The following is a 24580-nucleotide window of genomic DNA, read 5'->3' as shown; positions in this document are numbered from 1 at the left end:
TCAGCCTTCCGTGGCGGTTTCAGTCAGTGCGAAATGTGCGGCACCAAGGAGCGCCGCGTGGTTGCCCGCGCTTGCGGGCACGATGGGAGTATTTCCGACGGCATCCATGGCACTCTCGCGCACACCTTTGCGAAGCGCAGCCCACCACCCGTCACCGGCGGCGCCGCTCGCGGAAGCGACGCCTCCCGTGATTGCGACGACGTGGGGGTCGACGACATTGAGTTGGTCGCCTATTGCGCGGCCGGTGAGACGGCCCGCGTCGATGAGTGTTTCGAGAGCGATTGTCGAACCGTCGTTCGCGAGATCCGCGACTTCGCGTGTGGAAGCTGCGGGGATTCCGCGCCTCGTGAGCTCGGCCGCGATGCCGGGACCAGACGCAAACCCTTCGAGGTGTCCGCGCCTCCCACATGTGCACACGAGTTCTTCGACACCGGGAATCCCCGCGGTACGCACGTGCCCGATGTGGCCAGCGGCGCCACGCGCACCCGTAAGGACTTCCCCGTGGGTGACGAAGGCGCCACCGATGCCCGTGCCAACGGCCACGAGAAGTAGCGAATCGCGGTCCTTGCCTGCGCCGAACATGGCTTCTCCGAGGCCGTGCGCGTGAACGTCGTTGAGGACGCGGGTGTGTGCGCCGAACTCAGCGCGGAAAACACTCGCAAGATTCGTGCCCGGCCAGCCCTGAAGTGCATCGGTGGCGGCGGTGACGAGCCCTCGTGCTGTATCGATCACGCCCGCCGAAGCAATTCCGATGGCTTTGAGGGTCTCCTCATCGTCGCCGGCGAGGCTAAGGGCCTCGCGGGCGACTGCAAGTGATGCGGCAAGAACGGCCTTCGCGCCGTCGCGGGCGGGCGTCGCAGTCGTGGCTACCTGGCAGAGGGAAGGTGCGGCCGCGCCCTCCTCGAAAACCACCACGGCGGCATTGATTTTAGTCCCGCCGAGATCAACGGCGAGCACGCGCGTGGGCCCGGCAGTCATGATTGCCTACTTGAGAAGACCGGTTGACTGGAGGATTCCGCGGATCTTTTCAACCGATTCGCCCTCGATTGGGGTCATCGGTTCACTCATCATGTTCGTGGCGAACAGCCCGAGTTCGCGAAGCGCCGTCTTAAATGCGCCGACGCCAGCGGCGGGGCCGGTTTTGCCAACGGGCTGGAACACGATTTCGAACAGCGCGGCAAGGCGATCTTGTTCGGTTCGTACCTTTTGCCAATCCCCTTCCACGAAGGCTTTGTGCATGCGCACGTAGCCCGCCGGATCGACATTGCCGAGGCCCGGCACCGATCCATCAGCGCCGGAGAGGTAAGCGCCGTCTACGACAACTTCGTGTCCCGTGAGCACGCTCAGCGGACTGCCCGCGGCACGATTCATGGCGGTCAGCCGTCGGAATGACACATCATCGCCTGAGGAATCTTTGACGCCCGTGAGTAGTCCTTCGCTGCCAAGCGCCACGAGCATGTGTGGGCTCAGCTTGACGTGCACGCATACCGGCAGGTCATAGGCCCATACGGGAACCTCGGCGTGTTCACCGAGTACTCGGAAGTGACGTTCGATCTCGGCTGGGCCCGTGATGGCATAGAAGGGCGCGGTCGCGACGACGCCTGCTACGCCGTACTTCTGAGCAGTTTTGACATGCTCAAGAACGCGGTTCGTTTCTGTGTCGATCACGCCGGCGAGAACGGGGACGCGGCCGGCGACCACACCGGTAACGGTTTCAAGGATTTGCTCGCGCATGCGATCTGTATGGAATACGACTTCACTCGAAGATCCGAGAGCGAAAATCCCGTCGACGCCGCCCTCGATCAGGTGGTTGACGAGGCGCTCGAGAGATTCGACATCGAGTTCGCGGGAATTTGTGAGTGGAATGACAAGGGGCGGGATAACGCCCGCGAGGCGTCCCTGGGGGGCCATAGCAAAAAATCCTTCTGTTCGAGGTTCCGCCGCTTCGTTGCCGACGGTCCAGCTCATGTAACCAGACGTCAGATGTCTGATGTCTGACAACAGACTAGAGTGAGTGGGGAGTTACGTCAAGGCGTTCAGTGTTCGGGAGCTGTGCGCGACGTCACTCCGATGAGTTTCGTGATGATTAGCGGGCGACTAGTGAAAAATGGAGAAAAGACATGGAAACGGTGCCTCGTTCGCACGTGAAAGAGGTAATGCTCCAGGATGCATCAAGCCTCCACTTCGCATTTGTTTCACACGGAAGTGGGACGCTTCTAGTGCGCGAATCGAAAAATTCTCGACTGGAAATATCAATCCGCAACTCTCGCCTCGTGGTAGACATTTCCCGCGACGGTGCAAGACGAACCCTCGATGCCGAGGACGCCGACCACGTTGACGACGGCGAGATGCATACCTTGTCGCTCACTCGAAGCGCGAATGGAACGAATCTCTACCTCGACGGATACCAAGTCTTTTGCTCCACCTCGACGCTTGCGTGGCCCGAGTCTAGCGAGGGCGAAACTCTGATCAATCAGCTCGGTGATCCACGTATAGAAGGTATGCTCGACCTCCCTCGAGAACTTGAAGCCCGCGAAATTCTCGCGAAAGCGATAGCTGTTCAACCATTCGTGGAGTTCGCTGCCTCTCGCCTTTCTAACCGGGATGCTAAACGGGTAGGAAAACTTTCTAAAGGCTCAATTCGCGTACGATTTCGTGTTCGTGGTAGGCATCAAGCTGGAACTATTCTTGAAGCCAGAGGAAGTAATGGAAAACTCGCCCTTTCGATCGAACGCGGAAACATTGTGTACCGCGTGATCGAGGCGGAAGAGACTCTGTGCGAACTCGAGGCGTACGGTCAATGGGACGACGGCAACTGGCACGAACTCGTCGTCACAACCGGCTACGGTGCAAGCACCCTCTACGTCGATGGCTACGAGGTCGCGAGAAGCGCGGGCGTGTGCTTCTTCAGTGACGTCGATGGAGTCGATCGCATCTCCGTGGGACAGGACCTCGACGGTGCGCGGCTCTTCGGTGAGGCGCAAACCGCGATGATCTACGCACGCATACTTTCCGATAATCACATCAAGCATCTTTGCGGTATTGAGCCGCTGCACACGAAAGCGCTTTTCGATCTCGGATATGAGGATGCTCAAAGTTACCGAATCCCCGCCCTGCTCACTACGCATCGAGGGACTCTTATCGCGGGAGCCGACCAGCGCATCAGCATCCCGAACGACAGCCCGAATCACATAAACTTCGTCATTCGGCGCAGCACCGATGGTGGCCGCACCTGGGGACCGCTGCGCACGATCGTGCGCTCCATTGGAGCGGGTTTAAAGGGAGCCTCTGCAACCGACCCCGTCCTCGTCCAACACCGCGAGAGTGGGCGCATCATCGCGCTCTTTGATCATTTCCCGGGGGCGATTGGTCAGCTGAATGCGATTGCTGGTACCGGCTACACCCCCGAGGGAAAGCGGATTTTGCTCGACTCTGAGGGGGAGCAGTACGTCGCTGGCAGCGATGGCACGGTTCGTTCGGCTTCGGGATCTCCCACGGATTTCATGCTCGATTCTGATGGTTGCCTGCGTGATGGCGCGGCCCAGCTCGGGCACGTCGAAACCGCTCGAGATGAACTCACCGCTCCGCCCCTCACAGTCATGCCCACGAGTTACCTGTGGATGGTGGTAAGCGACGACGACGGAGAGACGTGGAGTGAACCCATCGATCTGAATCCTCAGGTCAAGGAGCCGTGGATGCCGTTCCTTGGGGCTTCACCCGGGACCGGTGTATGCGTGGAAAACGGGCCTTATTCCGGGCGGCTCGTGATGCCCGTGTACTACAGCGATACATCCGGGTCCTCCTTTGCGTGTGCGGCCCTTCTGAGTGATGATGCGGGCCACACCTGGCGCCTCGGTGGCTCTCCAAATGACTCTCGCGAGTGGCGTGGGTGTGACGAGGCATCGCTCTATGAGTCGAGCATCGTGGAAGTGGAAGGAGGCGAGCTTGTCGTGTTTGCACGCAATCAACACCCCTCCGGGAACGTTGCGGTGTCACGTAGCACTGACGGTGGCGAGACCTGGTCGAGTGTCTCGTATGATCCGCAGCTTACGGAGATCTTTAGCCAACCGAACGCTGTGCGAATCGACATGGACGGTCGAGAGGCAGTGGTGTTCGCCAATGCCAGTGCTCTTTTGCCCTTTCGCGGCTGCGGCACTCTCAGGCTTAGCATGGACGGCGCGCGCACATGGCCCCACAATCGCGTCTTCAATCCCCGCCACTACGTCTATCAATCGATGACTCAGCTGCCGAACGGCAACATTGGGCTGCTGTGGGAGCGCGAGTGGCACGGTCTCTTCTTCACGGAGATTCCGCTGACGTGGCTTACCGGCTCGCAAAGCACCCGCGTAGAGGCGTAGGACACACGTGGAGGCGGGAGCGATGGGCTCCCGCCTCCACGTGTGGTGTCGAGCGTTATAAGAGTGCGGGCGCCGCTGCGAGAAGGGTCTGAGTGTATGGATCCGTGGCATTGCGGAACACTTCTTCGCTCGGACCCGACTCAACGATCTTGCCGCGATTCATTACGATGAGCGTGTCGGAAACGAACCGCACCGTATTGATGTCGTGGGAAATGAACACGAGTCCAAGCCCGAGTTCCTTTTTAAGGTCGGTCAGGAGGTTGAGCACCTGCGCGCGTACCGACACGTCGAGGGCCGAAGTCGGCTCATCCGCGATGACGATGTCTGGCTCGAGCGCGAGAGCGCGCGCGATAGCGACGCGCTGTCGCTGACCACCCGAGATTTGCCGCGGCAAAACCGACAGTGCAGATTGCGGAAGGCCCACGAGGCGCACGAGCTCCTTGACCATCGCCAGGCGCTGCCGTTCCGTGCCGATACCATGCACGCGAAGTGGATCCATCAGGGTGTCCTGAACGATCATGCGTGGGTTGAGCGCTGTAGACGGATCCTGGAACACGACCGAGATTGCTCGACCACGTTCACGCCGCGCCGAGCGACTGCGCCGCAGATCGTTCCCCTTGAAGAACACTTTTCCACTCGTAGGCTGCTGGAGCCCCAACATCACGTTCGCAAGAGTCGATTTGCCAGAGCCGGATTCACCGACAATGCCGATGACTTCGCCGCGGCGCACCTGGACGCTGATTCCGTCGACCGCGCGAATTGTGTCGGGTTTGAGGATTGATCCCGTGCGCAGCGTGTGCACGACGTGGATGTCCTGGAGGTCGAGGACGGGCGGGTCGTTTGGGTCGTGTATGGAACTTTCGCGACCCGTGTGTGATGTGATGCTGTGACTCATTCCTGATCACCCCTGTGTGCGCTCGTTGCCGCATCCCGCGCAGGGCGGGCGGCGACGATAGATTCGGGAAGCCCCACGGTGGAAGCGACGCGATGTGTGGTACCGGGAACGTCCCACAGTCGTGGTTTCTCCGCGAGACCAATTTCCGGGGTCGAGGACCGCGGCGCGAAGCGGTCACCCGCGACGAACTCGCGCGGGGAGGGAACAGTGCCCTGGACCTGGTGGAGCCGTTCGGCCCCAGCTTCGATCGAGAGTACTGAACCGAGGAGGCCCTGCGTGTACTCATGTCGAGGATCTGTCAGCACCTCGGTCGTGGTGCCTTGCTCGACAACCTGACCTGCGTACATCACCGTGATCTTGTGCGCGAGCTGGGCGACGAGCGCGAGATCGTGGCTCACGAATAGCATGGCGAAACCGAGTTCCTCGCGCAGATGATTGAGGAGCTCAACGACCTGCTTTTGGACGGTCACGTCGAGCGCCGTCGTGGGCTCGTCGGCGATCACGAGTTTGGGGTCGCGCGTAAGGGCCATCGCGATGAGCACGCGCTGGCGTTGGCCGCCCGAAAGCTCGTGTGGGTAGCTCTTGAGTATGCGCTTTGGGTCGAGCCCGACGAGCTCAAGGAGCTCCTCGGCACTGCGTGTCCCGCCACGCTTGGTGAGCTGCGCCATCTGGCTCTTGATGAGCATAGACGGATTGAGCGAGCTGAGTGCGTCTTGATAGATCATCGCCATCTCACGTCCACGCATCTCGTTGAGTTGGCGCGTATTCATGTCGAGTAGGTTCTTCCCCTCGAGCGTCGCGGTGCCTCGAACATTGGCAGTCTTGGGCAGAAGGCCCATGATCGCCATCGACGTGACGGACTTGCCGGAGCCCGATTCGCCGACGAGCCCCATGGTTTCACCGGGACGGATGGTGAAATTCACTCCGTCAACGATGTCGACGTCGCCGTGAGCGTTCGGGAATGAGACGCGAAGATTGCGGACATCGAGGAGTGGTGCCGCTTCTGGGTCACCCTCGTAAATGAGACGATCATTGCGCTCGCGCTCTTTGATATGGAGCTTGTTAAGCGACTCCAGGAGCCTCGCGCGCGCCTTCGCAGGATCGATGAGGCCGAGCGTGTTGAGGCTTGCCTCGGGTGCTTCCTGTGCCTTCTTTTCGTCGGCCGCGACGTCGACGATCGTCTTTACGCGCGGTGAGGCGAAGGCGTCGGTCATCCCTTCCGAAAGAATGTTGAGGCTCAGGACTGTAATAAGGATCATGAGGCCTGGGAAGAAGGTGGGCCACCAGTACCCCGACAACAGGAGCTGCTTTCCTTGCGCAAGGATATTGCCCCACGACGGGTTCGGCGGTTGCACGCCCGCGTTGATGAAGCTCAGCGAAGCCTCGAGCACAATCGCATCGGCGACCAGGACTGTCGCGAACACGAGAATCGGGGCGAGGCAGTTGCGGGCGACGTGCTTGACAAGAATCCAGGGGATTCCGGCACCCATAACTTTCGAAGCATTCACGTAGTCTTCGCCAAACTGCGAAAGCACGTTGGCGCGCACGACTCGCGAGAGCTGCGGGACGTAGAGGAAGCCAATCGCCATGATGAGTACTGGCAAGGAGTTGCCAAACGCGGCAACGAAAACTGCGGCAAGCGCGATACCCGGAATGGACATGACGACGTCGAGGCAGCGCATGAGGATTTCGGAGGCCCATTTGTGGGCTGTTGCCGCAAATGACCCGAGTACAGCCGCGATGAGGAGGGCGAGCGCCGTTGCGCTCAAACCGATGATGAGGGAGGAACGAGCGCCATACACGACCCTCGCGAACACGTCTCGCCCGATCTGGTCGGTTCCGAAGAAGTGCTCGCCGCTCGGTGGCTTCACGGGCATGCCAGTCGCGAGTGGGTCGTGCGTTGTGATCACCGGGGCGAGGATCGCCGCGAGGATCAGGATCGCGAGAAAGACCGCCGCGAGGACGTTCATGGGGTTGAGGCCCCTGAGCGCTTTGAGGGTGCCGCCCGAGGAGCGCTGGAGTTTTGCGTCAAGATTTGGTCGCATTAGATGCTCCTAATCCGCGGGTTGATGAGCACGTAAAGGATGTCGACGAGCAAGTTGATGACGATGAATGCGATGGCCACGGTGAGTGTGACGCCCTGCACGAGATACACGTCGTTGCGCTGGATACCGTCGAGAATGAGCTTGCCCATTGCCTGAATGTTGAAGATGATCTCGATGATGACCGCACCACCCATGAGGTAGCCGACGCGAAGACCGAGCACTGTCACGGGTGTGATGAGCGCATTGCGAAGCACGTTTCGAGAGATCACGATCGGGTAGGGGATGCCGGCGCCGATCGCAGTGCGCACGTAGTCGCGGTCGAGTTCTTCCACCATCGAGGTACGAACGACGCGAGTGAGCGATCCTGCAACGGGAATAGCTCCCGCGATCGCGGGGAGCGTCATGTTCAGAAGATATTGCTGCGGGTCGTCAGCGAAGGATGTCCAGCCCGAGACAAGCGCAGGGAAGAAGCCCCAGCCGCCAGGAATGTCGCCGAGCCATTGAATAAGGAGAATCGCCAGCCAGAAACTCGGGGTAGCAAGCGAGGCAATCGAAAGCACGCGGATGATCTGGTCAACGAAGGTGTCGCGATAGAGCGCAGCGAGGACGCCCAGTGTGAACGAAAGGATGACCGCGATGATAAGGCTGAGGAAGGTCAGTTCTAGGGTTCGTGGGAAGGCCTGCGCCACCATTTCGGTCACGGGAACACCGCCCGAAGAGGTGCCGAGATCCCCGGTGAAAAGCCCGCCGAGGAATGAGAAGAACCGCACGAGAAGCGGATCATTGAGGCCGTGTAGCTCGCGGTAGTTGTTGAGGGCTTCGGCCGAGGCGGCTTCGCCGAGTGCGAGCCGTGCCGGGTCTACGTTGGAAAAGCTCATCACGATGAAAACGAGCAGAGCGACCCCAACGACCATGAAGGGCAGGGAGATGAGCCTTCGGCCAATGAGTCTTGCGAATTGAGCCATGCGACTTTGTCCTTAGAAATGAGCGCCATTGCTGGCGCGTGGGCCGGGAGACGAGGTGGAGTGGGAACACCTCGCCTCCCGGCGAGAGTGGGGACCTCGGTTAGAGAGTCGTGCCGACGTTGACGAAGCTCAGGCCCGTGAGTGAAATCGGCTTGAAGTCGATGAGGGTCTCAGCGTTGTACGCGGTCGGGGTCTTGCGGTGGAACAGCGGGTAAAGCGGAACCTCGTTCGAGATGAGATCGAAAGCGGCGTGCCACGCTTCGAGTTGAGCGGCCTCTTCAGTCGCCTGGATGCCTTTATCGAGCAGCTCCTGGAGTTGGTTGTAAGCCTCGCTACCCTTCCAGTGCATGCGAGAATCCGTCCACGTGTCACCCGCGTACCACCAGCGCATGAGCAAGTCAGCATCGGAGCCGAAAACCGACGGGTCGCCGGGGGCGATTACGACGTCGTAGGCTTCCGGTTTACCGTCGATCGTCGTGTATACCTCGGCCGACTGCTTTTGCTCGAAGTGCACGGTGACGCCGGTTGCCTTGAGAGATTCCTGAATGATGGGTGTCACCTGCTGGACCCAGTCGTGGTCGGTGCACAGCATGCGGAACTCTGTGAGACCGGTTTCCCCAAAGAGTTTCTTAGCCATGTCGGCATCGTGCGAGTAGACGGTCGCGGCCTCCTTGTAAGCCGGATTCTCCTTGTCCACGAAGCACGTGGCAGCGGTCGCCTGCCCAGCGAGGGCCGTCTCGATGACCTTGTCCATGTCGATCGCGTAGAGGAACGCCTGGCGGTTCTTGACATTAGCGAAGGGGTTGCCTTCGGTGTTGTTGAACATCGCGAAAAGAAGACCGAAACCCTGTACGGAGTCGACGGTTGCGACGGACTTGAGAGCATCGATCGAGAGGTAGGGAACCGAGTCGATCGCCTGCACATCACCTGACTGGAGCGAGTTAGTACGAGTCGCAGCGTCGGGGATGACCTGCCATTCCATCGTCTTCGCGCGCGCCGGCTTCTGCCCGGTGTAGTCATCGTTACGCTCGAACTTCACGATCTTTGAAGCAGCACCGTTATCGATCATCTTCCACGCACCCGTGCCAATGGGGTTTGCGTCAAATGCGGCGGCGTCCTTTTCGACGGCGGCCTTCGGGACGATCTTGACGACAGCAAGGCGCTCGGCAAGTGGGCCAACGGGATGCTTGAGTGCGATGCTTACCCCGTTGTCACCATTCTCCTTGACCGAGTCAATGAAGGAAATGAACTGCGAGTAGAGCGAGTTATTGGCAGGGTCGAGGACGCGTTCAAAGGAGAATACGACGTCCGCGGGGGTTACGGGGGAGCCGTCATGGAACTTAGCGTCCTTGCGGAGCTCAATATCAACGGTCGTATTGTCGCCCTTCGGGAGCTCAGACGCGAGTGCTGGATAAACCTCGCCTGTTGCAGGGTCGAGTTCCGTGAGGCCTTCGAGGGTGTGCCAATTGACCGCGATTGTGAGTGCTGAGGTCGTGGTCATGGGGTCATAGCCGTTGGTTCCGAGCTCGTAGGAGATCGAGGCCTTGATCGTGCCGTCCGCGTTAGCCTTGCCGGCACTGGCGCCTGACCCTCCGGAGCCGCCGGACTTTTTGTCCGAGGGGGCGCACGCAGTGATGGCGGCGACCAGACCCGCGGCGCTTGCCGTGAGGGCGCCGGTCTTAAGAACTGAGCGGCGAGAGACAGTGCGTGAGTTGCTCACTTTTGCTCCTTTGCAAAGGGGGTGAGGGGATACTTCCCCGTACGGAGACATCAGACGTCTGATGACTGCTGTTAGCATATGGGGAGTCCCGAGACTTTGTCAACGTCGCTGAGATAGCGATACTGGAGGCTCGGAGCACGAGAAAGGTAGATCGTGGTCGAAGTACCCAAGGCACGCGAACTCGATGGTGGCGCACAGCCAAGCAAGCGCCGCACCGCAGGTAATGCAACGGTGGATGCGATCAAGGATTACATTCTTGAACACCGCTTGCATCCGGGAGATCCGCTCCCCACGGAAGCGGTGCTACAAGAGATTCTCGGCGTCTCCCGTTCGAGCGTGCGCGAGGCTCTCCGCACTCTCCAATCTCTCGATATCGTCTCGATTCAGCACGGACGCGGCATGAGCGTGGGAGGTCTGTCTTTCTCCCCCATGATCGAGGCTGTACTTTTTCGCGCGCGTCTCAATGCCAAAGATGATCTGAGCACGCTGCGTGAAGTGGTCGAGGTGCGCATGGCACTCGACCTCTCACTCACAGATGAGCTGATCTCGGCCTACCGCGGTTCTTCGCAGCCGAAGCTCCGTCAACACGTCGAGAACATGCGTGAATGCGTCGCGGCGGGGGAGGGCTTCGCCCCATGCGACGAAGCGTTCCACTCCGACCTGCTTGCGGTGACAAGCAACCACATGATGCAACAGCTCGGTATGGCATTTTGGCGGATCCACACCGCCGCCGTCCCCGCGGCGGGCCTCCCGCAAGCGCGAGACATTAGCGACACCGTGAATGCCCACGACGCCATCATTGACGCGCTTGTCGCGGGTGATCCCGCGGCTTATCGTGAGGCTGTCGTCGAACACTATCGCCCGCTTAGGCGCCTCCTCGAAGTCGCCGCCGACTAGCGCTTCTTCTCCATCTGCGACGGCGGGGTCGCCGTCGCAGCGATGAAGCCCAGGGCGTTTGTGTCGGGAAGGTCGGCAACCTTGGAGGTGTCGATTGCGCTTAGCGCGCGCAGCCACATGAGTGGGTACAGGGGAAGTTCTGTGGCAATCCGATCCATCAGTTTTTGCCATGCGCGCTGGAGGTCCTCACCCATGAGGTCGAGGCGCGCGCTGCGGTCGAGCACGTCGCGGATCTCGGCGAGAAGTTCGCTTTCGCCGAGGTGCAATCGAGAATCAGCCCAGAAAGGTGAAGCGTAGAGGGAGCGAAGAAGCGTGTCGGGATGAAAGCCCGTGAATGCTGGATCCAGGCACACGAGGGCGGCGTCCCAGCCGTCGGAATCTTCCTCCATGCGCTTCACGGCATCCCACCAGGGAAGTATCTCGAGCTCGGCCTCGAGCCCGACCTCCTTGAGATTGCCCTTGAGGAACTCGGCGACGGCGCGGGTCCAGGGCTCGTTGCTCGCGAGCAAGCGAATCGTGCTGATCTCCGCGCGCGCAAAGAGGTCGCGCGCTTCCTCCGGGGCATAGGTGTAGACGCTCCTGGAGGCGTTGAAGCCGGGGGTTCCGGGGTACATGGGGCTCTTGACCGGATCGACGTATGTGGCGAAGACCTGCTTTGCGCATCCTTGATAGTCGAAGGCCTTCATAAAGCCGCGTCGAGCTTCGAGTGTGGAAAACGCCCGGCCCTCATCATGATTGAACATCGCGTACACCGCGGCTTTGCTCTTCTGGGAGCCGAGGTGGAGCGTGCTGTTCTTGGCCCGGGAGCTTTTCGCTAGTTCGCGGTATTTCGCTGGGGGCACGGGAAGTGCCACCTGCATGCTGCCGTCCATGACCGCGTCAGCGATCGCGGATTCGCTGTGCTCGACGTGCCAGGTCATGGTTTCGTAGAGCGCCGGGAACACTCCCGAGTACTGGTCGAATGCTTCAAAAGCTAGTGTTTGGCTCGCGGCGTCGCGCTCCTTGATGCGCCATGGCCCGGTGCCATTGGGATGGTCGAGGAGCGAGGCGGGGTCGGTGCCCTCGGGGATAATTTTGACGAGGGAGAGGCGCTCGTTGATCTCGGGCGTGGAGTACTTGAGGCGGAGCTGGACGATATTGTCGGCCACCTGGACGGCGTGGTCGAAGAAGTCGAGAAGCTCGCGGTTGGGGAATTTGTTTTTTTCGTCGAGTGCGGCCTCGAAAGAGTAGATGACGTCGGCGGGGGTTACGGGCATGCCGTCGTGAAAGATCGCGCCGTCGCGAAGGGACACATCGATGACGGCGTCGGCGGGATTGAAGAGCTTTTGCGAGAGGCCCGGCTGCGTTGTGCCGGTCGTCGGATCCATGATGGACAAGCCCTCGTACACGTGCCACAGCGCAGCGGTGTTCTGAAGGGAGCGCGTCGTGAACGGGCTGAGGCCGTCACTTCCGAGCGGCGCGCTGAGAATAACGTCGAGGTGCCCTGTGGGGACGGGGAGGTTGAACTGCTCCGCGACCGAGAGGTGGTCCGCGTCCGGTGAGCTTTGGCAGCCCGCGGCGGTAGTTGCGAGGGCAAGAGCGCTGAGAGAGGCGCCTGCCGTAAGAAAGGCGCGCCGGCTGGTGGTGCGTGCGGGTCCGGTCATGGTCTCCAGAGTAATAGGTGTGCAGAGTCGGTTGTGGAGGTGCGGGTGTGGTGTGTGACGTGGCGAGAGGAGTCACGGGTGTTTGGGGAGCGCGGGCGATACGCTCACACGTAGATGCGGGGTCCGACGCTGCCCGCACACCATCGCGACCGAGGGATCTGAGGAGGCGGCCATGAGCGCAGGCGAAGTGGATGTCGAGAGCTATCGGCGACTGAGCGAGGACATCGCCTCGGCGATCGCGCTCCTGAGCGCGCGCGTGGGGCGCTGGGATCTCGTCACCCCGATCGACTCGTTCCTTGATGTGTCGTATGACCCTCCCACGATGGTGGTGAGTCTCTATTCCCTCTCGCGGGCGGCGGAGGCTCTTGAACAGACGGGTACGTGTGCGCTGAGCGTCCTTGGCGATCAACAGCAGGGTCTCGCCGAGCGGTTTAGCGAGCCCGGCCTTCCGCTGCAGGGGATGCTCGAGTCGGTTGCGCACACGCGTGACGGGGTGGGCAACGCCCTCATCGAGGGATCGCTCGCGACCTTTAGTCTCGAGGTCGAGTCGTCGCACGAAGCTGCGACCCACACGCTCTTTGTGTGCCGCGTGCGTGAGGTGCACCAGGGGCCTGCGCGTTCGCCGCTTGTGAGATTTTCGAAGCGATATGCGAGTCTGTAGGGCGTCAAAGAGATTCGCGACACGCTCGGCGTAGGCGGCGCGCAGATCCACCCCTTCACCTCTACAATGTTCGCGATACGCGCGCGTTTGTGCCGTGCCGCCTTCTCGGCGCTTCCCTGCACCGGCGTGCCGCGCGACACTAATGAGGGAGCCCATGGCGAAGGATCAGGTGCCGGAAAACAGCGACGATCGAGTCCAGGCGGGAACCGACCCCGCTGAGGGCTGGATTTTTGTTCCCGAACCGGGCACGCTCCCCACCGAAAAGCTCCCCGATAGCGAGGATTTCGAGCGCTTCAGGATGCAGCGCGCGAACCTCGAGGGGGAGGCCGAGCACTATTTCGCGCCAGGCCTCGCGCCGCACGAGCCCGCGACCGAGACCGCGGAGATCGCGCTTCCACCCGCGCCGGCCCCTCACGCGTACGCGCGCTCGGGCGCAACCCCCTCGGCCGCGCCGAAACCCCGCTCCATGCAGCTTCCGCCGCAATTCAGCGACTTGAGCGGTTGGGATGCACTGCGCGACATCATCGCAGTTCTCGCATTCGGCTCGAGCTTCACGACGACGTATACGCACGCCCCCGATGCGCTGCCCGGGTGGATCCCTGCCCTCGCCGGGGGCATTGGTATTGCGGCAATCCTCGCGGTGTATCTCCTGCGGTGGGTGCCCGCTTACATGAAGGATCCGAAGCCCCGGGGGCCGGAGCACTTTTCCTACCTCGGCGTCGTGCGGAAGGTCGGCATGCTTCCCGCGTTCGCGGCGTCGATTGGGGTGCTCGGCTACGACCTTGTCGCGTCCATCCCCGACCTCCTTACACCGCTTCCCGAAGGGCCGCGCGTGGGCGTCGGCGTCTCCGTTGCGCTGCTTCTCTTTGGAGCAGTGATGGGCTCCGAGCGGCGCGGCTTCGAGGGGTATGTTCCCGGCGCCGCAGCGAAAGCGCGCGCAGGTCGATGGATACTCGTGCTTCGCGTGCTTCTGCTCGTGAGCTTTGCTCTGTCTCTCGTCATGGTTGTCGGTAAAGCCGTCAACGGTGATCCGGCGTTCGCACTCGTGACTCTTTCGAACTCCCTCGGCTCGCTCGCGCTTGGGCTTTTCATCGCTAATCCGAAGCTCAACGAGCAGCCCTCGTGGTACGTGTTCCTCGTGGGGGCTACTGCGGCCATGGTCGTCGGCGCAGCGGCCGACAACTCGCTGCGGCTCGAGTATGCCGCACCGGGAAGCTTCTCGACCTCGTACGTGTGGCTTCCGTTCGCGTTCGCGGCATTCGGCCTGCTTCTCTCGCGCTCCTACGTGCGCTCGAGCACGCACAACTTCAAACGCGTCGATTGGCTCATGTACGCGGCGCGCACTTTCGAGTTTTCGCGCACCATGCACGGTGTGGCTTTCGCGGCAGTGCTCGTCTACTTCGCGGCGATTCTCGTGGGCTACGACGCGCGAGGTGGTTCGGGCCTCGTGATCCTCCAACTTCTCCTCGTGGCTCTTCTCGCGCTCCTGTCTCACTTCGGCCGCAAGGCCCTCGTGCGAAAGAACGCGGTCAAGGCGCGCGGTCACGCCGTATCGATCGGCGCGGCTCTCACGCTGCTCGGCTTCCTCGGTGTCATCGTGTTCTCGGTCGTCACTGGCGCCGCTGCCGGCCTTACGAACGGCGGACTCGGCCTCGTCGCGGGCATCACCGCTGCCTTGATGATCACCGTCCCCGCGCCCGTGCGTGACGAACATGGCGTTCCGGATCTCGAACGCACGTTCGTCGAGTTCCGTGCGCGCATCAACGGCGCAGCTGGCGCGACAGCCTTCCTTCCCGATGTGTCCGAAGCCCGGCGTCGGACACACCGTTTCCCCTCGAGCGTTTCCCCCGAGGCGCTTTCGCCGGCCACCCCTGATCCCGACCCCGCCAAGGAGTCGTAACCCCTATCCCCAAAAGAAAGGCCGCCATGCCACTGTGGAAAATTCATGGAAATGGGCTCACCGTTGAGCCAGGAAAAGTCGTTCTTCCTTCCGAACGGCTCGCATGGCCGGTCACGATTGGGATCGGCGCCCAGCACGTCATTGCGATGTTCGGCGCAACATTTCTCGTCCCGCTCCTGACGAAGTTCCCCCCATCGACGACGCTCCTCTTTTCGGGCCTCGGCACGATCCTGTTCCTCGTCATTACACGTAATCGAGTCCCCAGCTATCTAGGAAGCTCGTTCGCGTTCATCGCCCCGATTGTGGCGGCTACAAAGGCTCACGACATGGGCACTGCGCTCGGCGCCGTGCTTCTCACGGGCCTCGCGCTCGCCCTCGTCGGAGTGATCGTGCAGTTCGTCGGCACACGGTGGATCGCCGTGCTCATGCCGCCCGTCGTCATGGGTGCCATCGTCGCCCTGATCGGTTTCAACCTCGCGCCCACGGCCTACAAAAACTTCCAGCAGTCGGCCCTTACCGCGACGGTGACGCTTTTCGCGGTCGTCCTGTGCACGGCGCTTTTCAAGGGCATCCTCGGGCGCGTCTCCGTTCTCCTCGGCGTTCTCGTGGGCTACCTGTTTGCCCTCGCGCGCGGCGAAGTTGACCTCACTGCCTTCTATAAGGCGCCGTGGATCGGCCTTCCCGAGTTCCACCACCCGCACTTTGATCTCTCGGTTCTTCCGATGTTTCTTCCGGTGGTCCTCGTCCTCATTGCGGAGAACGTGGGGCATGTGACGTCGGTGGGGTCGATGACCGGCGAGGATCTCGACCACATGGTGGGCCGCACACTCTTCTCTGATGGCATCGCGACGGCCCTCTCGGCGACGTTCGGTGGTTCGCCCACAACCACCTACGGCGAGAACATCGGCGTCATGAGCGCAACTCGCGTCTACTCGACTGCTGCCTACTGGGTTGCCGGTATTGCCGCGATCGCCCTGTCGATGTCGCCGAAGATCGGCCAGCTCATCTTCTCGATCCCGGCTGGGGTGCTCGGTGGCGTGACCTTCGTGCTCTACGGCCTCATCGGCATCGTGGGCGTGCGCATGTGGGTCGACGGACGGGTTGATTTCTCTCGGCCTCGCAACCAGATGACGGCGGGCGTCGCCCTCGTCGTGGGCATCGCGAACGTGACGTGGACGTTCGGCCCCAAGGACGCCGGCATCACCTTCAACGGCATTGCGCTCGGCACCCTTGCGGCGCTCGTGATCTACCACCTCATGACGGTAATTGGGAAGGTCACGGGCACCGAGGTTGCGGAGGATTCCGACGCTCGCTCAGCGACAGCGGAAGCCACCTCTACGCGATGACTGCCGAGCAACCGTCCAAGAGAGTGCGTACGGGCTGGGCGCCGATCCTCACCTCGGGGACTCGCGTGACGGCCCGCTACGCGCTTGACCCGCGGACCCATGAGGGGCGCGAGAAGGTCGCAGATGCCCTCGGCTACGTTGTTGAAACAGACGAGGAAACGGTCACTATCCACACGAAACGTGGATACGCGAGGATTCCTCGCGTGTTGATCGTGGCCGTTCGGGAGGTTCCCCCGCCGCCTCGCTAGACTTGGGCCATGACTTCTAGCACTACTCTCGTTCGCCGTCCGTTTGAAGGCCTCATCGCCGAACACGATCTCGTGGCGATGCGCCAACTCATCCCATCGGCGACCCTCGAGGCGAAGATTGCCCCCGAGTTTGGCGGTGGCGATGCCGTGATCGCCACGATCCTCCCCATGAACTGGGCGGCGATCAAGCGCGATAACGGCACCGTCATGCTCGGCATGCAAGCGAGCGTTCCCGGTAATGACACTTCGCGCGGTCTCGGCGCAGCGCTCAAGCAAGCGCTTGATTCGGAGCCCGGAACGTCAGTGACGACCGTGAAGGTTGCGGAGGATTCACCGCGGCTTCAGGACATCCTCGTCATTGAGGAGGGCTACACGGTCGACGTGCACGACTCGTTCGAGTACTGGCTCGGTGCCGGTGCGGAGCGCACCGAGCAGATCGAGCAGGGCCTCGAGCAGGCCAACGAGGCGATCATGCCGACGGCGGCCGTCGGCGGGCTGCCGCACGCGTATTGGGTCGATGCAGGCCCCAAGGAGCATCTGCGCTGGGTTCTCGACGAAAGCGAAGACCGCGTGATCGACGCGGTTGCGCGCCTGCACGCGAAGCGTCAGTCGGGTATCGCCGAGGGCACGCGCTACGTGGGCTCGTTCCGTGCTGATGGCCTCACGATTCCCGTATGGGACCTGCCGAAGGGCTTCGGCGTCGAGGGCGTGGAAAATGAGGTTCCCGAGTTCCTCAAGCGTTTCGAAGCGGCGCTTTCGAGCGAGGAGCCGTTTACGGCTCTCGAGCGTCGCGCGCGCGGCGGAATTGTCGCACGTGAGGTGACCCTGCGATGAGCAGCGTCGACGCCGCGCAGATGGGAGGTGCGCGACCCACGCGGGTCGCGGTTGTCATCCCCGCGAAAGACGAGGCTGAACGCATCGAACGGACCGTTGCCGCCTCGTTCACGATCCGCGGCGTCGACCTCGTTGTCGTTGTCGATGATGGCTCATCCGATGCCACGGCGGCTCTTGCGAAGGGCGCCGGTGCGGTAGTGGTGCGTCACCGCACCAATCGCGGCAAGGCGGCAGCGATGGCGACCGGTGCGCGGGTCGTGCACATGCGCGAGGAGACCGAGCACGCTGAACGGCTCAACGCCGCAGCAATCCCCAGCCAGGCGGTTGAGCCGCCACGCGCGCTTCTCTTTATCGATGCCGACATGCAGGATTCGGCCTCAGGTGCGCAACCTCTCGTCGAGGCGGTCCTTGAGGACGGCGTGGATATGGCGATCGCGACGCTCCCCGCGCAAGAGGGCGCAGCTGGCATGGGCTTCGTGGTGAAAACGGCCCGCAACGGAATCCGCAAGGCCACCGGGTTCGAGACCGTACAGCCTCTCAGCGGAACGCGCTGTATCACGCGCGAAACCTGGGATGCCGTGCAGCCTCTCGCCGCTGGGTGGGGCGTGGAAACCGGCCTGACGATTGACGCGCTTCACCAGGGGTTTTGGGTCAAGGAGATCCCTGCCGACCTCACGCATCGCGCTACCGGCAAGGATCTGCGCTCGCAGCTTCATCGCGCAAACCAGCTGAAGGACGTCATGCGCGCGCTCTCGAAGCGGCGGTCTCTTTCGCCGAATGATCCGCTTGGCGAGGACGGTGAGGTGCGGACGCTCACGGGTGATCGCACCGAGGCGCCTGAGTTCGTGGAGAACCCTCCCGTGAAGCACTTCGCGGTACCGTCCCTCGAGAAGAACGCGCAGGTTAAAGCTCCTTCGGAGGAGCCGGTGGATGAGCCTCGCGAGGAGCCCGAGCAGTAAGTGCCGCGCGAGCCGCAAGGCTGAGTGCGAGGCCCACGACGTAGGCGAGGCCCACGAGAACGAGACCGGTGTCGTTCGTGAACGCCCCGATCCACGCGCCAGCTATGGCTGCGAGGCGTATGGCATAGAGGTGGGGGAGTTCGTGCGCGAGGCGCCCCCGCCGCACCGCGCCGTAGGTGAGCGCGATGGTCACGAGCACCGGCGGGGCCATGAGAAGTGGCGAATAGAGCGTGAGCGGCTCGAGCATGCGCATCGTGCGATCCGAAAACACGGCCCAGAACTGTGAAGCGGCGCCCGCGAGCGATCCTGCGTCCACGAGCGTCGCGACGAACTCGCCGAGATGCGTGCGCGAGGAGGCGGGGCGCATGTAGTCGAGAGCGCCCGCGAGGGCAAACACCCCTGTTCCCGCCGCGAGTGCGGCGAGAATGTGCCACGGTCGCAGCCGGATCCCACTCAGGGCGAGGCAGGCCACGAGGGTCACCGGGGCGTAGATGAGGGCGCTTCCGGCGTCGGCCCCCATGCCCGGCGCGATCGAACAAAGCCCCACGATCAGGCCCGTCGCTGCCACGAGAGTGACGCGTGCCAATCCCGCTCGCCGGCCGGCTGTGAAGGTGGGAAGTGCGTGTATGAGCATGCCCACCCCGAGCGCCCATGCCGCGAGTGTGATTCCCGTGATGTGGTTGCTCAACCCGTAGAACCGTCCGCCGTAAATCGGTTGATTTCCGAGTAGCGAGGTGAAGCTCGCGTGCGAGCCGAGCGCGGCGTCGAGGAGGATCGCGCCGGCCGTCATGAGAGCCGCGAGTGCGGGGGTGAGGAGCCGGCGACTGCGGTCGGGGAGCGCCGAGGCGAGTAGGCGTACGCCGAAAGTGAGGCCTGCGCCGAGCGCAGCTGTGCCGATGATCGTCCACGCCGCGATCGCGAGAAGAGGATGAATGCCGAGGTTAACGAGGGTGCTGAGCGGCAGGATGCTCGAGGTGTAGCCCACGGGGATCGCGAGGATACTGACGTTCGCGACAGTTCGCGCCGCCGGGACATGCCGCGCGAGGGCACCCGCGATCAGCAAGACCGCGACGATCGCGCCGAGCAGAGGGGCGAGGGAATCCTCGGTGGTGCGGGACGCGAACGTGACCTCGCGGGCGTGCGCGAGCTGAGTGCCTTTGGTGGTGGGGGTTCCGACAGCGGCTCGGCCGATACCGAGCTGCTCCGTGCCGGTGAAGCTTGCCGCGAGGTCGAGATTCATGACGACGCCGACCTGGCGCGTCGACGGGCTCGTGAGAAACGCCGGACCCCAGCGCGAATCGATGTACACCTGAAGGTTGAGCGGTGTGGGAAGCGCGTCGTAGCCGCGCGTATGCTCCACCTCGTACGTGTCCGCGGGGGAGGGTTTGAGGGAGCCGACGCTTGCGAGTGCCACTCCGCGCTCGCCACAATCACCCGCGTACTTCGCGAACGCTGCATCGATGTCGCGAACACTTCGTTCGTGCTCGAGCCTACTCACTCCTCGACCGGTTGCGACGTCGCCGAGATCGACGAGAGAGATGCCGACTTCGGCGAGGGCGGAGGTGGCGTCGGACAGCTCGACTTCTCCCGGTGTGCCGCTCGCCCCGTTGGTGCTCGCGTGCGTCAGTGCCGGTGTGCGCGTGCCCGTGGCGAGAGTAGCGAGTCCCTGACGTTTCGTGGGCATGACCGATTCGCTCGAGAGGGCGAGCCCTGCCGTGCCGGAATTCTCGGCAAAACACCACAGGGTCGGGGTGTCCTCTTTCGTGATGTCATTCCACGTGAGGCCGCTTGTCACGAACACCGTGTGGACCGCACCCTCGGGGGGTGCCGCGTCCTTGCGAAGACTTCCCCAGTGGAGGGAAGGGGCAAGGATGAGTGCAGCGAGGAGCGCGAGGCACGCGCCCACAATGGCCGCGCCCGCGAGGCGCTCACGCGTATGAGAGGTGTCGTGCATGGACTCAAGCGTAGCGATCGCGCACATGCCCGTACTCTTAGTGACATGCGATATGGATTCCTCGGCCCCGAGACAACTTTCACCCATCAGGCACTCCTCCAAGCGCTCATGGGTCCGCTGCCGGTGCGACCCGACGATGGGGAGCACACGCTCGTGCCCTACCGAAGCGTCGCCGAAGCGATCGGCGATCTCGTTGCCGGCGACGTCGACGCAATGATGGCCCCGATCGAGAACTCAGTCGAGGGAGGGGTCTCAGGCACTCTCGATGTGCTCGCCGCAACCGGTGGCATCACGATCGTGGCCGAGCAGATAGTTCCCATCACCTTTGTGCTTGCGACGCGCGTGCCGTCGAGCCTCGACGCTCTTGAGGCCGTCTACTCTCACCCGCATGCGCAGGCCCAGTGCCAGGGGTTCGTGCGCGGCAAAATTCCCGGCGCATCGCCGCAGCCCGCGCTTTCGACCGCCGCTGCGGCCCGCGAGATCGCGGAGCTTGACGACGCAGATCCGCGTGCCCGCACCGCCGCGGCGATTTGCTCGCCGCTCGCCGCCGAACATTTTGGGCTGCACGTCGTCTCCGAGGGGATCGAGGATACGAAAGGTGCCGAAACCCGCTTTGTGCTCGTGGAGCGCGACGGTCTCATCCCCGCGCGCACGGGCGCGGACAAAACAACGATCGTCGCCCACCTCGCTCACGACCGCTCCGGCTCCCTCCTCGAGATGCTCGAGGTGCTCAGCTCCAACGGCGTTAACCTCTCCCGCATCGAATCAAGACCCATCGGTGACGCGCTCGGCCGCTACTCCTTCTCCCTCGACCTCGAGGGCCACATCGAGGACCGCCGAGTCGCCTCGGCACTGCGCGGCCTGCACCGCATCTGCTCGCGCATCGTGTTCCTCGGCTCCTACAGCCGGGCCGACGGTTCAGTGCCCTACGTCGTCGACCACAACACCGACACGGCATACGAGGAAGCCCGCAGCTTCGTTGCAGGCCTCGAGGCGCTCATCGCCCGAGACTGACGCCGCCTAGCGGGCACAGCGAATGAGGAGCGCGCCCGCATCGACACGCGTCACGAGGTGCGTGGCGTTGCCGACGTAGTCGCCGTCGACCTGCACTGGGAGAGCTTTCGACGTGCTCACGACAGCCTCACGGGCCTGGAACGTGCGGTGGTTGGAGATTTTCGCGAGAGTTTTGGGTCCTCCCGGAAGCACGAGCTGGCCGAGAATCTGAGAGAAGCCCGCCGCGCCCTTCCAGTCGAGGGCGAGAATCTCGAGGGAGCCGTTTGAGCGATCAGCTCCGGGCATGAGCGTAATACCGCCCGGAAGGCGCCCCACGTTGCCGATCATGACGGTGCGAGCCTTGAGCGACTTCGCGGAGCGCCCATCGAGTTCGAGGTCGACGCTTTGCCCGCGTCCCACGATCTTCTTCGCTCCCGCCACCACGTAGGCGAGCCAGCCCACGGCCTTCTTGAGCTTCGAGTTGGTGTTCTCCATGACGACCGCGTCGAAACCGAAGCCCGCGATCACGAGGAACGGTTCTTCCTTCGCATCACTCGCATCCTCGAGGCTCTCGCCGTGCTGCAGGTAGCCGAGGTCCGCAGTGAGGGCCTCACCCGTGAGGGCGACCTTGATGGCGCCGCGGAGATTATCGATCGGAATGTCGAGGTTGCGCGCAAAAAGGTTACCGGTGCCCATCGGGATAATCCCGAGCGCGACGTCGCTGTGCGCAAGCCCCGCCGCGACGAGGCGCACCGTGCCATCGCCGCCGGCCGCAAGGACCACCGAGCAGCCGTCGGACACCGCCTGTTGAGCCTGACCGAAGCCCGCATCCTCCACGGTCGTTTCGTAGAACGACACCTGAGCATCCGGGTCCACATTGAAGACGTGGCTCACGACCCGGCCGCGAAATTCGGCGACATCCTTGAGTTTTGACGGGTTGACAACGACCCCAACGTGTAGCTTTTCCACCGCTCCAGCATACGTGGACGGCGCGGCACTGTACCCTGGAAAACATGATCGATCTGCGATTGCTCCGTGAGAACCCTGAACGCGTGCGCGAGGCCCAAAAAGCGCGGCGCCGCGACCCCAAAACCGTCGACGCCGTGCTTGAAGCCGATCAGGCCTGGCGCGAGGCCACGCAGTCTTTCGAGTCGCTGCGTGCCGAACAGAAAACCTTCGGAAAGAAGGTCGCCCAGGCCAAGGGCGAGGAAAAGCAGGCCCTCGTCGCCGAAGCGAAAGAGCTGAGCCAGAAGGTCAAGGACCTCGAGCAGCGCGCGAGTGAAGCGGAAGAGGCTCGTGAAAAGGCGCTGCGCGCGATCCCCAATATTGCGGAAGGCGCTCCCGAGGGGCTCGAAGAGGACTTTGAGGTCCGCGAAACCCACGGGGATATCCCGAACTTCGACTTCGACGTGCGGGACCACCTCGACATCGCCGAAAAACTCAGGGCGATCGACATGCAGCGCGGCGCGAAGGTTTCCGGCTCGCGTTTCTACTTCCTCACCGGGGTGGGTGCGCAACTTGAGCTCGCGATTCTCAATGCCGCACTCGACAAGGCAACCCGTGCGGGCTTCACGCCCGTCATCACGCCCACCCTCGTCCTACCTGAAACGATGGATGGCACCGGCTTCCTCGGTGAACACGCCGATGAGGTCTACCACCTCGACAAGGACGACGACCTCTACCTCGTCGGCACGAGCGAGGTCGCGCTCGCGGGCTATCACCGCGACGAAGTTCTCGACCTCGACAATGGGCCCCTGCGCTACGCCGGGTGGAGCGCGTGCTACCGCCGCGAAGCTGGGAGCTATGGCAAGGACACGCGCGGCATCATCCGCGTCCACCAGTTCCACAAGGTCGAGATGTTCTCGTACTGCAAGCTCGAGGACTCCTACGAGGAACACGAGAGGCTCCTCGACATGGAGCGCGAGATGATGGCGCTCATCGATGTGCCCTACCGCGTGATCGATACCGCCGCTGGTGATCTCGGCACATCCGCAGCCCGCAAGTTTGACTGCGAAGCATGGGTGCCGAGCCAAAACACGTACCGCGAGCTCACGTCCACGTCGAACTGCACGCAGTTCCAGGCGCGCCGCCTCAACATCCGCGAGCGGGTGGACGGGGCGCTGCGCCCGGTCGCAACCCTCAACGGCACTCTTGGCACGACCCGCTTCATCGTCGCGCTGCTCGAGAATCACCAGCAGGCCGACGGCAGCGTCGTGGTTCCCGAGGGGCTGCGTCCCTACCTTGGTGGCCGCGAAATCTTCGAGGTTCGATGAGTCCCGCGCGTAGCACCAAGGGCTTTGACGAGGCGCACCTTCGCGCTCTGCTCGAGCCTCTCGCGGGGCACCGAGCCCTGATTGGCCTCGACGTGGACGGTACCCTCGTTGACCACGCCGGCATCATGGACCCGCGGGTGAAGAAGGCGCTTCACGCGGTGCGCGAAGCCGGCCACCACATCGTGATCGCGACGGGCCGCTCGCTCAACACGACCCTCCCGATCGTGCGTGTGGCGGGCGTGTCAGACGGCTGGTCGGTGAGCGCGAACGGTGCCGTGACCACGAAAATCACCGGGGCCGGCGACGACGACTACGAGATTGTCGAGACCGTTACTTTTGACCCCGAGCCCGCGCTACGCGCGATGTATCAGGCCGTCCCCACGGCGCGATTCGCGATTGAGAGGGCGAGCGGTGGCTTCATAGGGACCGAAAGCTTCGACGATCTCGACTTCGGCATCCAAGCGGAGCCGGCGAGTATCGAGGAGCTTTTCGGGGCGAAAGAGGTCGTGCGCGTCGTCGTGACAGCACCCGATATTCCCCTCGATGAGTTCGCGCGGATCGTCGAGCGCGCCGGCGTGAGCGGCTGTGAATACGCCGTGGGCTGGTCGAGCTGGCTCGACATGTCAGCGCCCGGCACGACGAAGGCCAGTGCGCTTGAAGCGTTGCGCGAGCGCCTTGGCGTGGATCCCGAGCACACCGTGACAGTTGGGGATGGCTCGAACGATGTGGAAATGCTCGACTGGGCAGCCGTCGGCGTGGCAATGGGCCAGGCGAGCGAGCGCGTGAAGTCGTACGCCGACGCCGAGACCCTCAGCATTGACGACCACGGCGCAGAACTAGTGCTGCGCCACCTTCTCTCTGCTGACCCTCGCTAGTTTTCTCCAGCCCG

General features: G+C 62.9%; 19 protein-coding genes and 2 pseudogenes. 12 read left to right on the top strand and 9 right to left on the bottom strand.

The window, feature by feature from the left end; all coding sequences use genetic code 11:
- Positions 1-978, bottom strand: coding sequence for an ROK family protein (locus FXY94_RS02235; RefSeq protein ID WP_016663388.1), 978 nt, complete (start codon positions 976-978; stop codon positions 1-3).
- A 6-nt stretch (positions 979-984) separates the two neighbouring features.
- Positions 985-1911: a dihydrodipicolinate synthase family protein gene (locus tag FXY94_RS02230; protein ID WP_016663387.1), complete on the bottom strand. Its 927-nt coding sequence runs from the start codon at positions 1909-1911 to the stop codon at positions 985-987.
- Positions 1912-2120: 209 nt separating this feature from the next.
- Here FXY94_RS02230 and FXY94_RS02225 point away from each other — a divergent pair, with 209 nt between their 5' ends.
- Positions 2121-4358, top strand: coding sequence for a sialidase family protein (locus FXY94_RS02225; protein WP_016663386.1), 2238 nt, complete (start codon positions 2121-2123; stop codon positions 4356-4358).
- A gap of 55 nt (positions 4359-4413) precedes the next feature.
- Here FXY94_RS02225 and FXY94_RS02220 read toward each other — a convergent pair whose 3' ends face one another.
- From FXY94_RS02220 to FXY94_RS02205, 4 genes are all read right to left on the bottom strand, one after another.
- Positions 4414-5253 (bottom strand): ABC transporter ATP-binding protein, encoded by an 840-nt coding sequence (locus tag FXY94_RS02220; RefSeq protein ID WP_016663385.1) that lies wholly within the window; start codon positions 5251-5253, stop codon positions 4414-4416.
- Positions 5250-7298, bottom strand: a complete 2049-nt coding sequence (locus tag FXY94_RS02215; protein ID WP_016663384.1) for a dipeptide/oligopeptide/nickel ABC transporter permease/ATP-binding protein — start codon at positions 7296-7298, stop codon at positions 5250-5252. Before FXY94_RS02215 ends, FXY94_RS02220 begins: the two co-directional genes overlap by 4 nt.
- A complete protein-coding gene (locus FXY94_RS02210) occupies positions 7298-8263 on the bottom strand; it encodes an ABC transporter permease (protein ID WP_016663383.1) in 966 nt (321 codons plus the stop codon). Before FXY94_RS02210 ends, FXY94_RS02215 begins: the two co-directional genes overlap by 1 nt.
- Before the next feature lie 100 nt (positions 8264-8363).
- Positions 8364-9983, bottom strand: a complete 1620-nt coding sequence (locus tag FXY94_RS02205) for an ABC transporter substrate-binding protein (RefSeq protein ID WP_016663382.1) — start codon at positions 9981-9983, stop codon at positions 8364-8366.
- 153 nt (positions 9984-10136) lie between these two features.
- Here FXY94_RS02205 and FXY94_RS02200 point away from each other — a divergent pair, with 153 nt between their 5' ends.
- On the top strand, positions 10137-10880 hold the full coding sequence (locus FXY94_RS02200) for a FadR/GntR family transcriptional regulator (protein WP_016663381.1): 744 nt from the start codon (positions 10137-10139) through the stop codon (positions 10878-10880).
- On the opposite strand, the gene FXY94_RS02195 is transcribed toward FXY94_RS02200, so the two are convergent.
- On the bottom strand, positions 10877-12523 hold the full coding sequence (locus FXY94_RS02195; protein ID WP_016663380.1) for an ABC transporter substrate-binding protein: 1647 nt from the start codon (positions 12521-12523) through the stop codon (positions 10877-10879). The two genes, FXY94_RS02200 and FXY94_RS02195, sit on opposite strands and share 4 nt — an antisense overlap.
- A gap of 172 nt (positions 12524-12695) precedes the next feature.
- Here FXY94_RS02195 and FXY94_RS02190 point away from each other — a divergent pair, with 172 nt between their 5' ends.
- The 6 genes from FXY94_RS02190 (at position 12696) to FXY94_RS02160 (ending at position 18471) form a co-directional block, all read left to right on the top strand.
- The gene (locus FXY94_RS02190) at positions 12696-13184 is read left to right on the top strand and encodes a flavin reductase family protein (RefSeq protein WP_016663379.1); all 489 of its coding nucleotides are present in this window, start codon (positions 12696-12698) and stop codon (positions 13182-13184) included.
- Positions 13185-13338: 154 nt separating this feature from the next.
- The gene (locus FXY94_RS02180; protein WP_016663378.1) at positions 13339-15084 is read left to right on the top strand and encodes a DUF7937 domain-containing protein; all 1746 of its coding nucleotides are present in this window, start codon (positions 13339-13341) and stop codon (positions 15082-15084) included.
- 26 nt (positions 15085-15110) lie between these two features.
- Complete coding sequence (locus FXY94_RS02175) at positions 15111-16430, top strand: uracil-xanthine permease family protein (RefSeq protein ID WP_016663377.1); 1320 nt, start codon at positions 15111-15113, stop codon at positions 16428-16430.
- Complete coding sequence (locus tag FXY94_RS02170; protein ID WP_016663376.1) at positions 16427-16678, top strand: hypothetical protein; 252 nt, start codon at positions 16427-16429, stop codon at positions 16676-16678. Before FXY94_RS02175 ends, FXY94_RS02170 begins: the two co-directional genes overlap by 4 nt.
- Positions 16679-16687: 9 nt before the next feature.
- Positions 16688-17512: a DUF5926 family protein gene (locus FXY94_RS02165; protein ID WP_016663375.1), complete on the top strand. Its 825-nt coding sequence runs from the start codon at positions 16688-16690 to the stop codon at positions 17510-17512.
- On the top strand, positions 17509-18471 hold the full coding sequence (locus FXY94_RS02160; RefSeq protein WP_016663374.1) for a glycosyltransferase: 963 nt from the start codon (positions 17509-17511) through the stop codon (positions 18469-18471). Before FXY94_RS02165 ends, FXY94_RS02160 begins: the two co-directional genes overlap by 4 nt.
- Here the strand turns inward: FXY94_RS02160 and FXY94_RS02155 are convergent.
- A complete protein-coding gene (locus FXY94_RS02155; protein ID WP_016663373.1) occupies positions 18416-20452 on the bottom strand; it encodes a hypothetical protein in 2037 nt (678 codons plus the stop codon). The genes FXY94_RS02160 and FXY94_RS02155 overlap by 56 nt on opposite strands.
- On the opposite strand from FXY94_RS02155, the pseudogene pheA reads away from it, so the two are divergent.
- Both pheA and FXY94_RS11195 read left to right on the top strand, forming a co-directional pair.
- Positions 20408-21322 (top strand): annotated as a pseudogene (gene pheA / locus FXY94_RS02150) (prephenate dehydratase); the annotation flags it as partial. The gene FXY94_RS02155 and the pseudogene pheA sit on opposite strands and share 45 nt — an antisense overlap.
- Positions 21296-21433, top strand: a pseudogene (locus FXY94_RS11195) (prephenate dehydratase); the annotation flags it as partial. The pseudogenes pheA and FXY94_RS11195, both read left to right, overlap by 27 nt.
- Before the next feature lie 12 nt (positions 21434-21445).
- Here the strand turns inward: FXY94_RS11195 and FXY94_RS02145 are convergent.
- Positions 21446-22387 (bottom strand): diacylglycerol/lipid kinase family protein, encoded by a 942-nt coding sequence (locus FXY94_RS02145; protein ID WP_016663371.1) that lies wholly within the window; start codon positions 22385-22387, stop codon positions 21446-21448.
- Positions 22388-22431: 44 nt separating this feature from the next.
- On the opposite strand from FXY94_RS02145, the gene serS reads away from it, so the two are divergent.
- Together serS and FXY94_RS02135 are read left to right on the top strand one after the other, a co-directional pair.
- Positions 22432-23691, top strand: coding sequence for a serine--tRNA ligase (gene serS / locus FXY94_RS02140; RefSeq protein WP_016663370.1), 1260 nt, complete (start codon positions 22432-22434; stop codon positions 23689-23691).
- Complete coding sequence (locus tag FXY94_RS02135) at positions 23688-24566, top strand: HAD-IIB family hydrolase (protein ID WP_016663369.1); 879 nt, start codon at positions 23688-23690, stop codon at positions 24564-24566. Before serS ends, FXY94_RS02135 begins: the two co-directional genes overlap by 4 nt.
- Positions 24567-24580: the final 14 nt, after the last annotated feature.

It is taken from the genome of Dermabacter jinjuensis (assembly GCF_902381725.1).
Classification (GTDB): Bacteria; Actinomycetota; Actinomycetes; order Actinomycetales; family Dermabacteraceae; genus Dermabacter; species Dermabacter hominis.
Note: the sequence above shows the minus strand (reverse complement) of the source record. Positions and strands in the feature narration are given on the sequence as shown.

Coding starts and splice junctions, on each gene's coding strand:
- FXY94_RS02220 (WP_016663385.1), bottom strand. CDS start 5,253: ATGAGTCACAGCATCACATCACACACGGGTCGCGAAAGTTCCATACAC.
- FXY94_RS02235 (WP_016663388.1), bottom strand. CDS start 978: ATGACTGCCGGGCCCACGCGCGTGCTCGCCGTTGATCTCGGCGGGACT.
- FXY94_RS02135 (WP_016663369.1), top strand. CDS start 23,688: ATGAGTCCCGCGCGTAGCACCAAGGGCTTTGACGAGGCGCACCTTCGC.
- FXY94_RS02165 (WP_016663375.1), top strand. CDS start 16,688: ATGACTTCTAGCACTACTCTCGTTCGCCGTCCGTTTGAAGGCCTCATC.
- FXY94_RS02170 (WP_016663376.1), top strand. CDS start 16,427: ATGACTGCCGAGCAACCGTCCAAGAGAGTGCGTACGGGCTGGGCGCCG.
- FXY94_RS02180 (WP_016663378.1), top strand. CDS start 13,339: ATGGCGAAGGATCAGGTGCCGGAAAACAGCGACGATCGAGTCCAGGCG.
- FXY94_RS02195 (WP_016663380.1), bottom strand. CDS start 12,523: ATGACCGGACCCGCACGCACCACCAGCCGGCGCGCCTTTCTTACGGCA.
- FXY94_RS02215 (WP_016663384.1), bottom strand. CDS start 7,298: ATGCGACCAAATCTTGACGCAAAACTCCAGCGCTCCTCGGGCGGCACC.
- FXY94_RS02175 (WP_016663377.1), top strand. CDS start 15,111: ATGCCACTGTGGAAAATTCATGGAAATGGGCTCACCGTTGAGCCAGGA.
- FXY94_RS02155 (WP_016663373.1), bottom strand. CDS start 20,452: ATGTGCGCGATCGCTACGCTTGAGTCCATGCACGACACCTCTCATACG.
- FXY94_RS02230 (WP_016663387.1), bottom strand. CDS start 1,911: ATGGCCCCCCAGGGACGCCTCGCGGGCGTTATCCCGCCCCTTGTCATT.
- FXY94_RS02160 (WP_016663374.1), top strand. CDS start 17,509: ATGAGCAGCGTCGACGCCGCGCAGATGGGAGGTGCGCGACCCACGCGG.
- FXY94_RS02210 (WP_016663383.1), bottom strand. CDS start 8,263: ATGGCTCAATTCGCAAGACTCATTGGCCGAAGGCTCATCTCCCTGCCC.
- FXY94_RS02190 (WP_016663379.1), top strand. CDS start 12,696: ATGAGCGCAGGCGAAGTGGATGTCGAGAGCTATCGGCGACTGAGCGAG.
- FXY94_RS02225 (WP_016663386.1), top strand. CDS start 2,121: ATGGAAACGGTGCCTCGTTCGCACGTGAAAGAGGTAATGCTCCAGGAT.
- serS (WP_016663370.1), top strand. CDS start 22,432: ATGATCGATCTGCGATTGCTCCGTGAGAACCCTGAACGCGTGCGCGAG.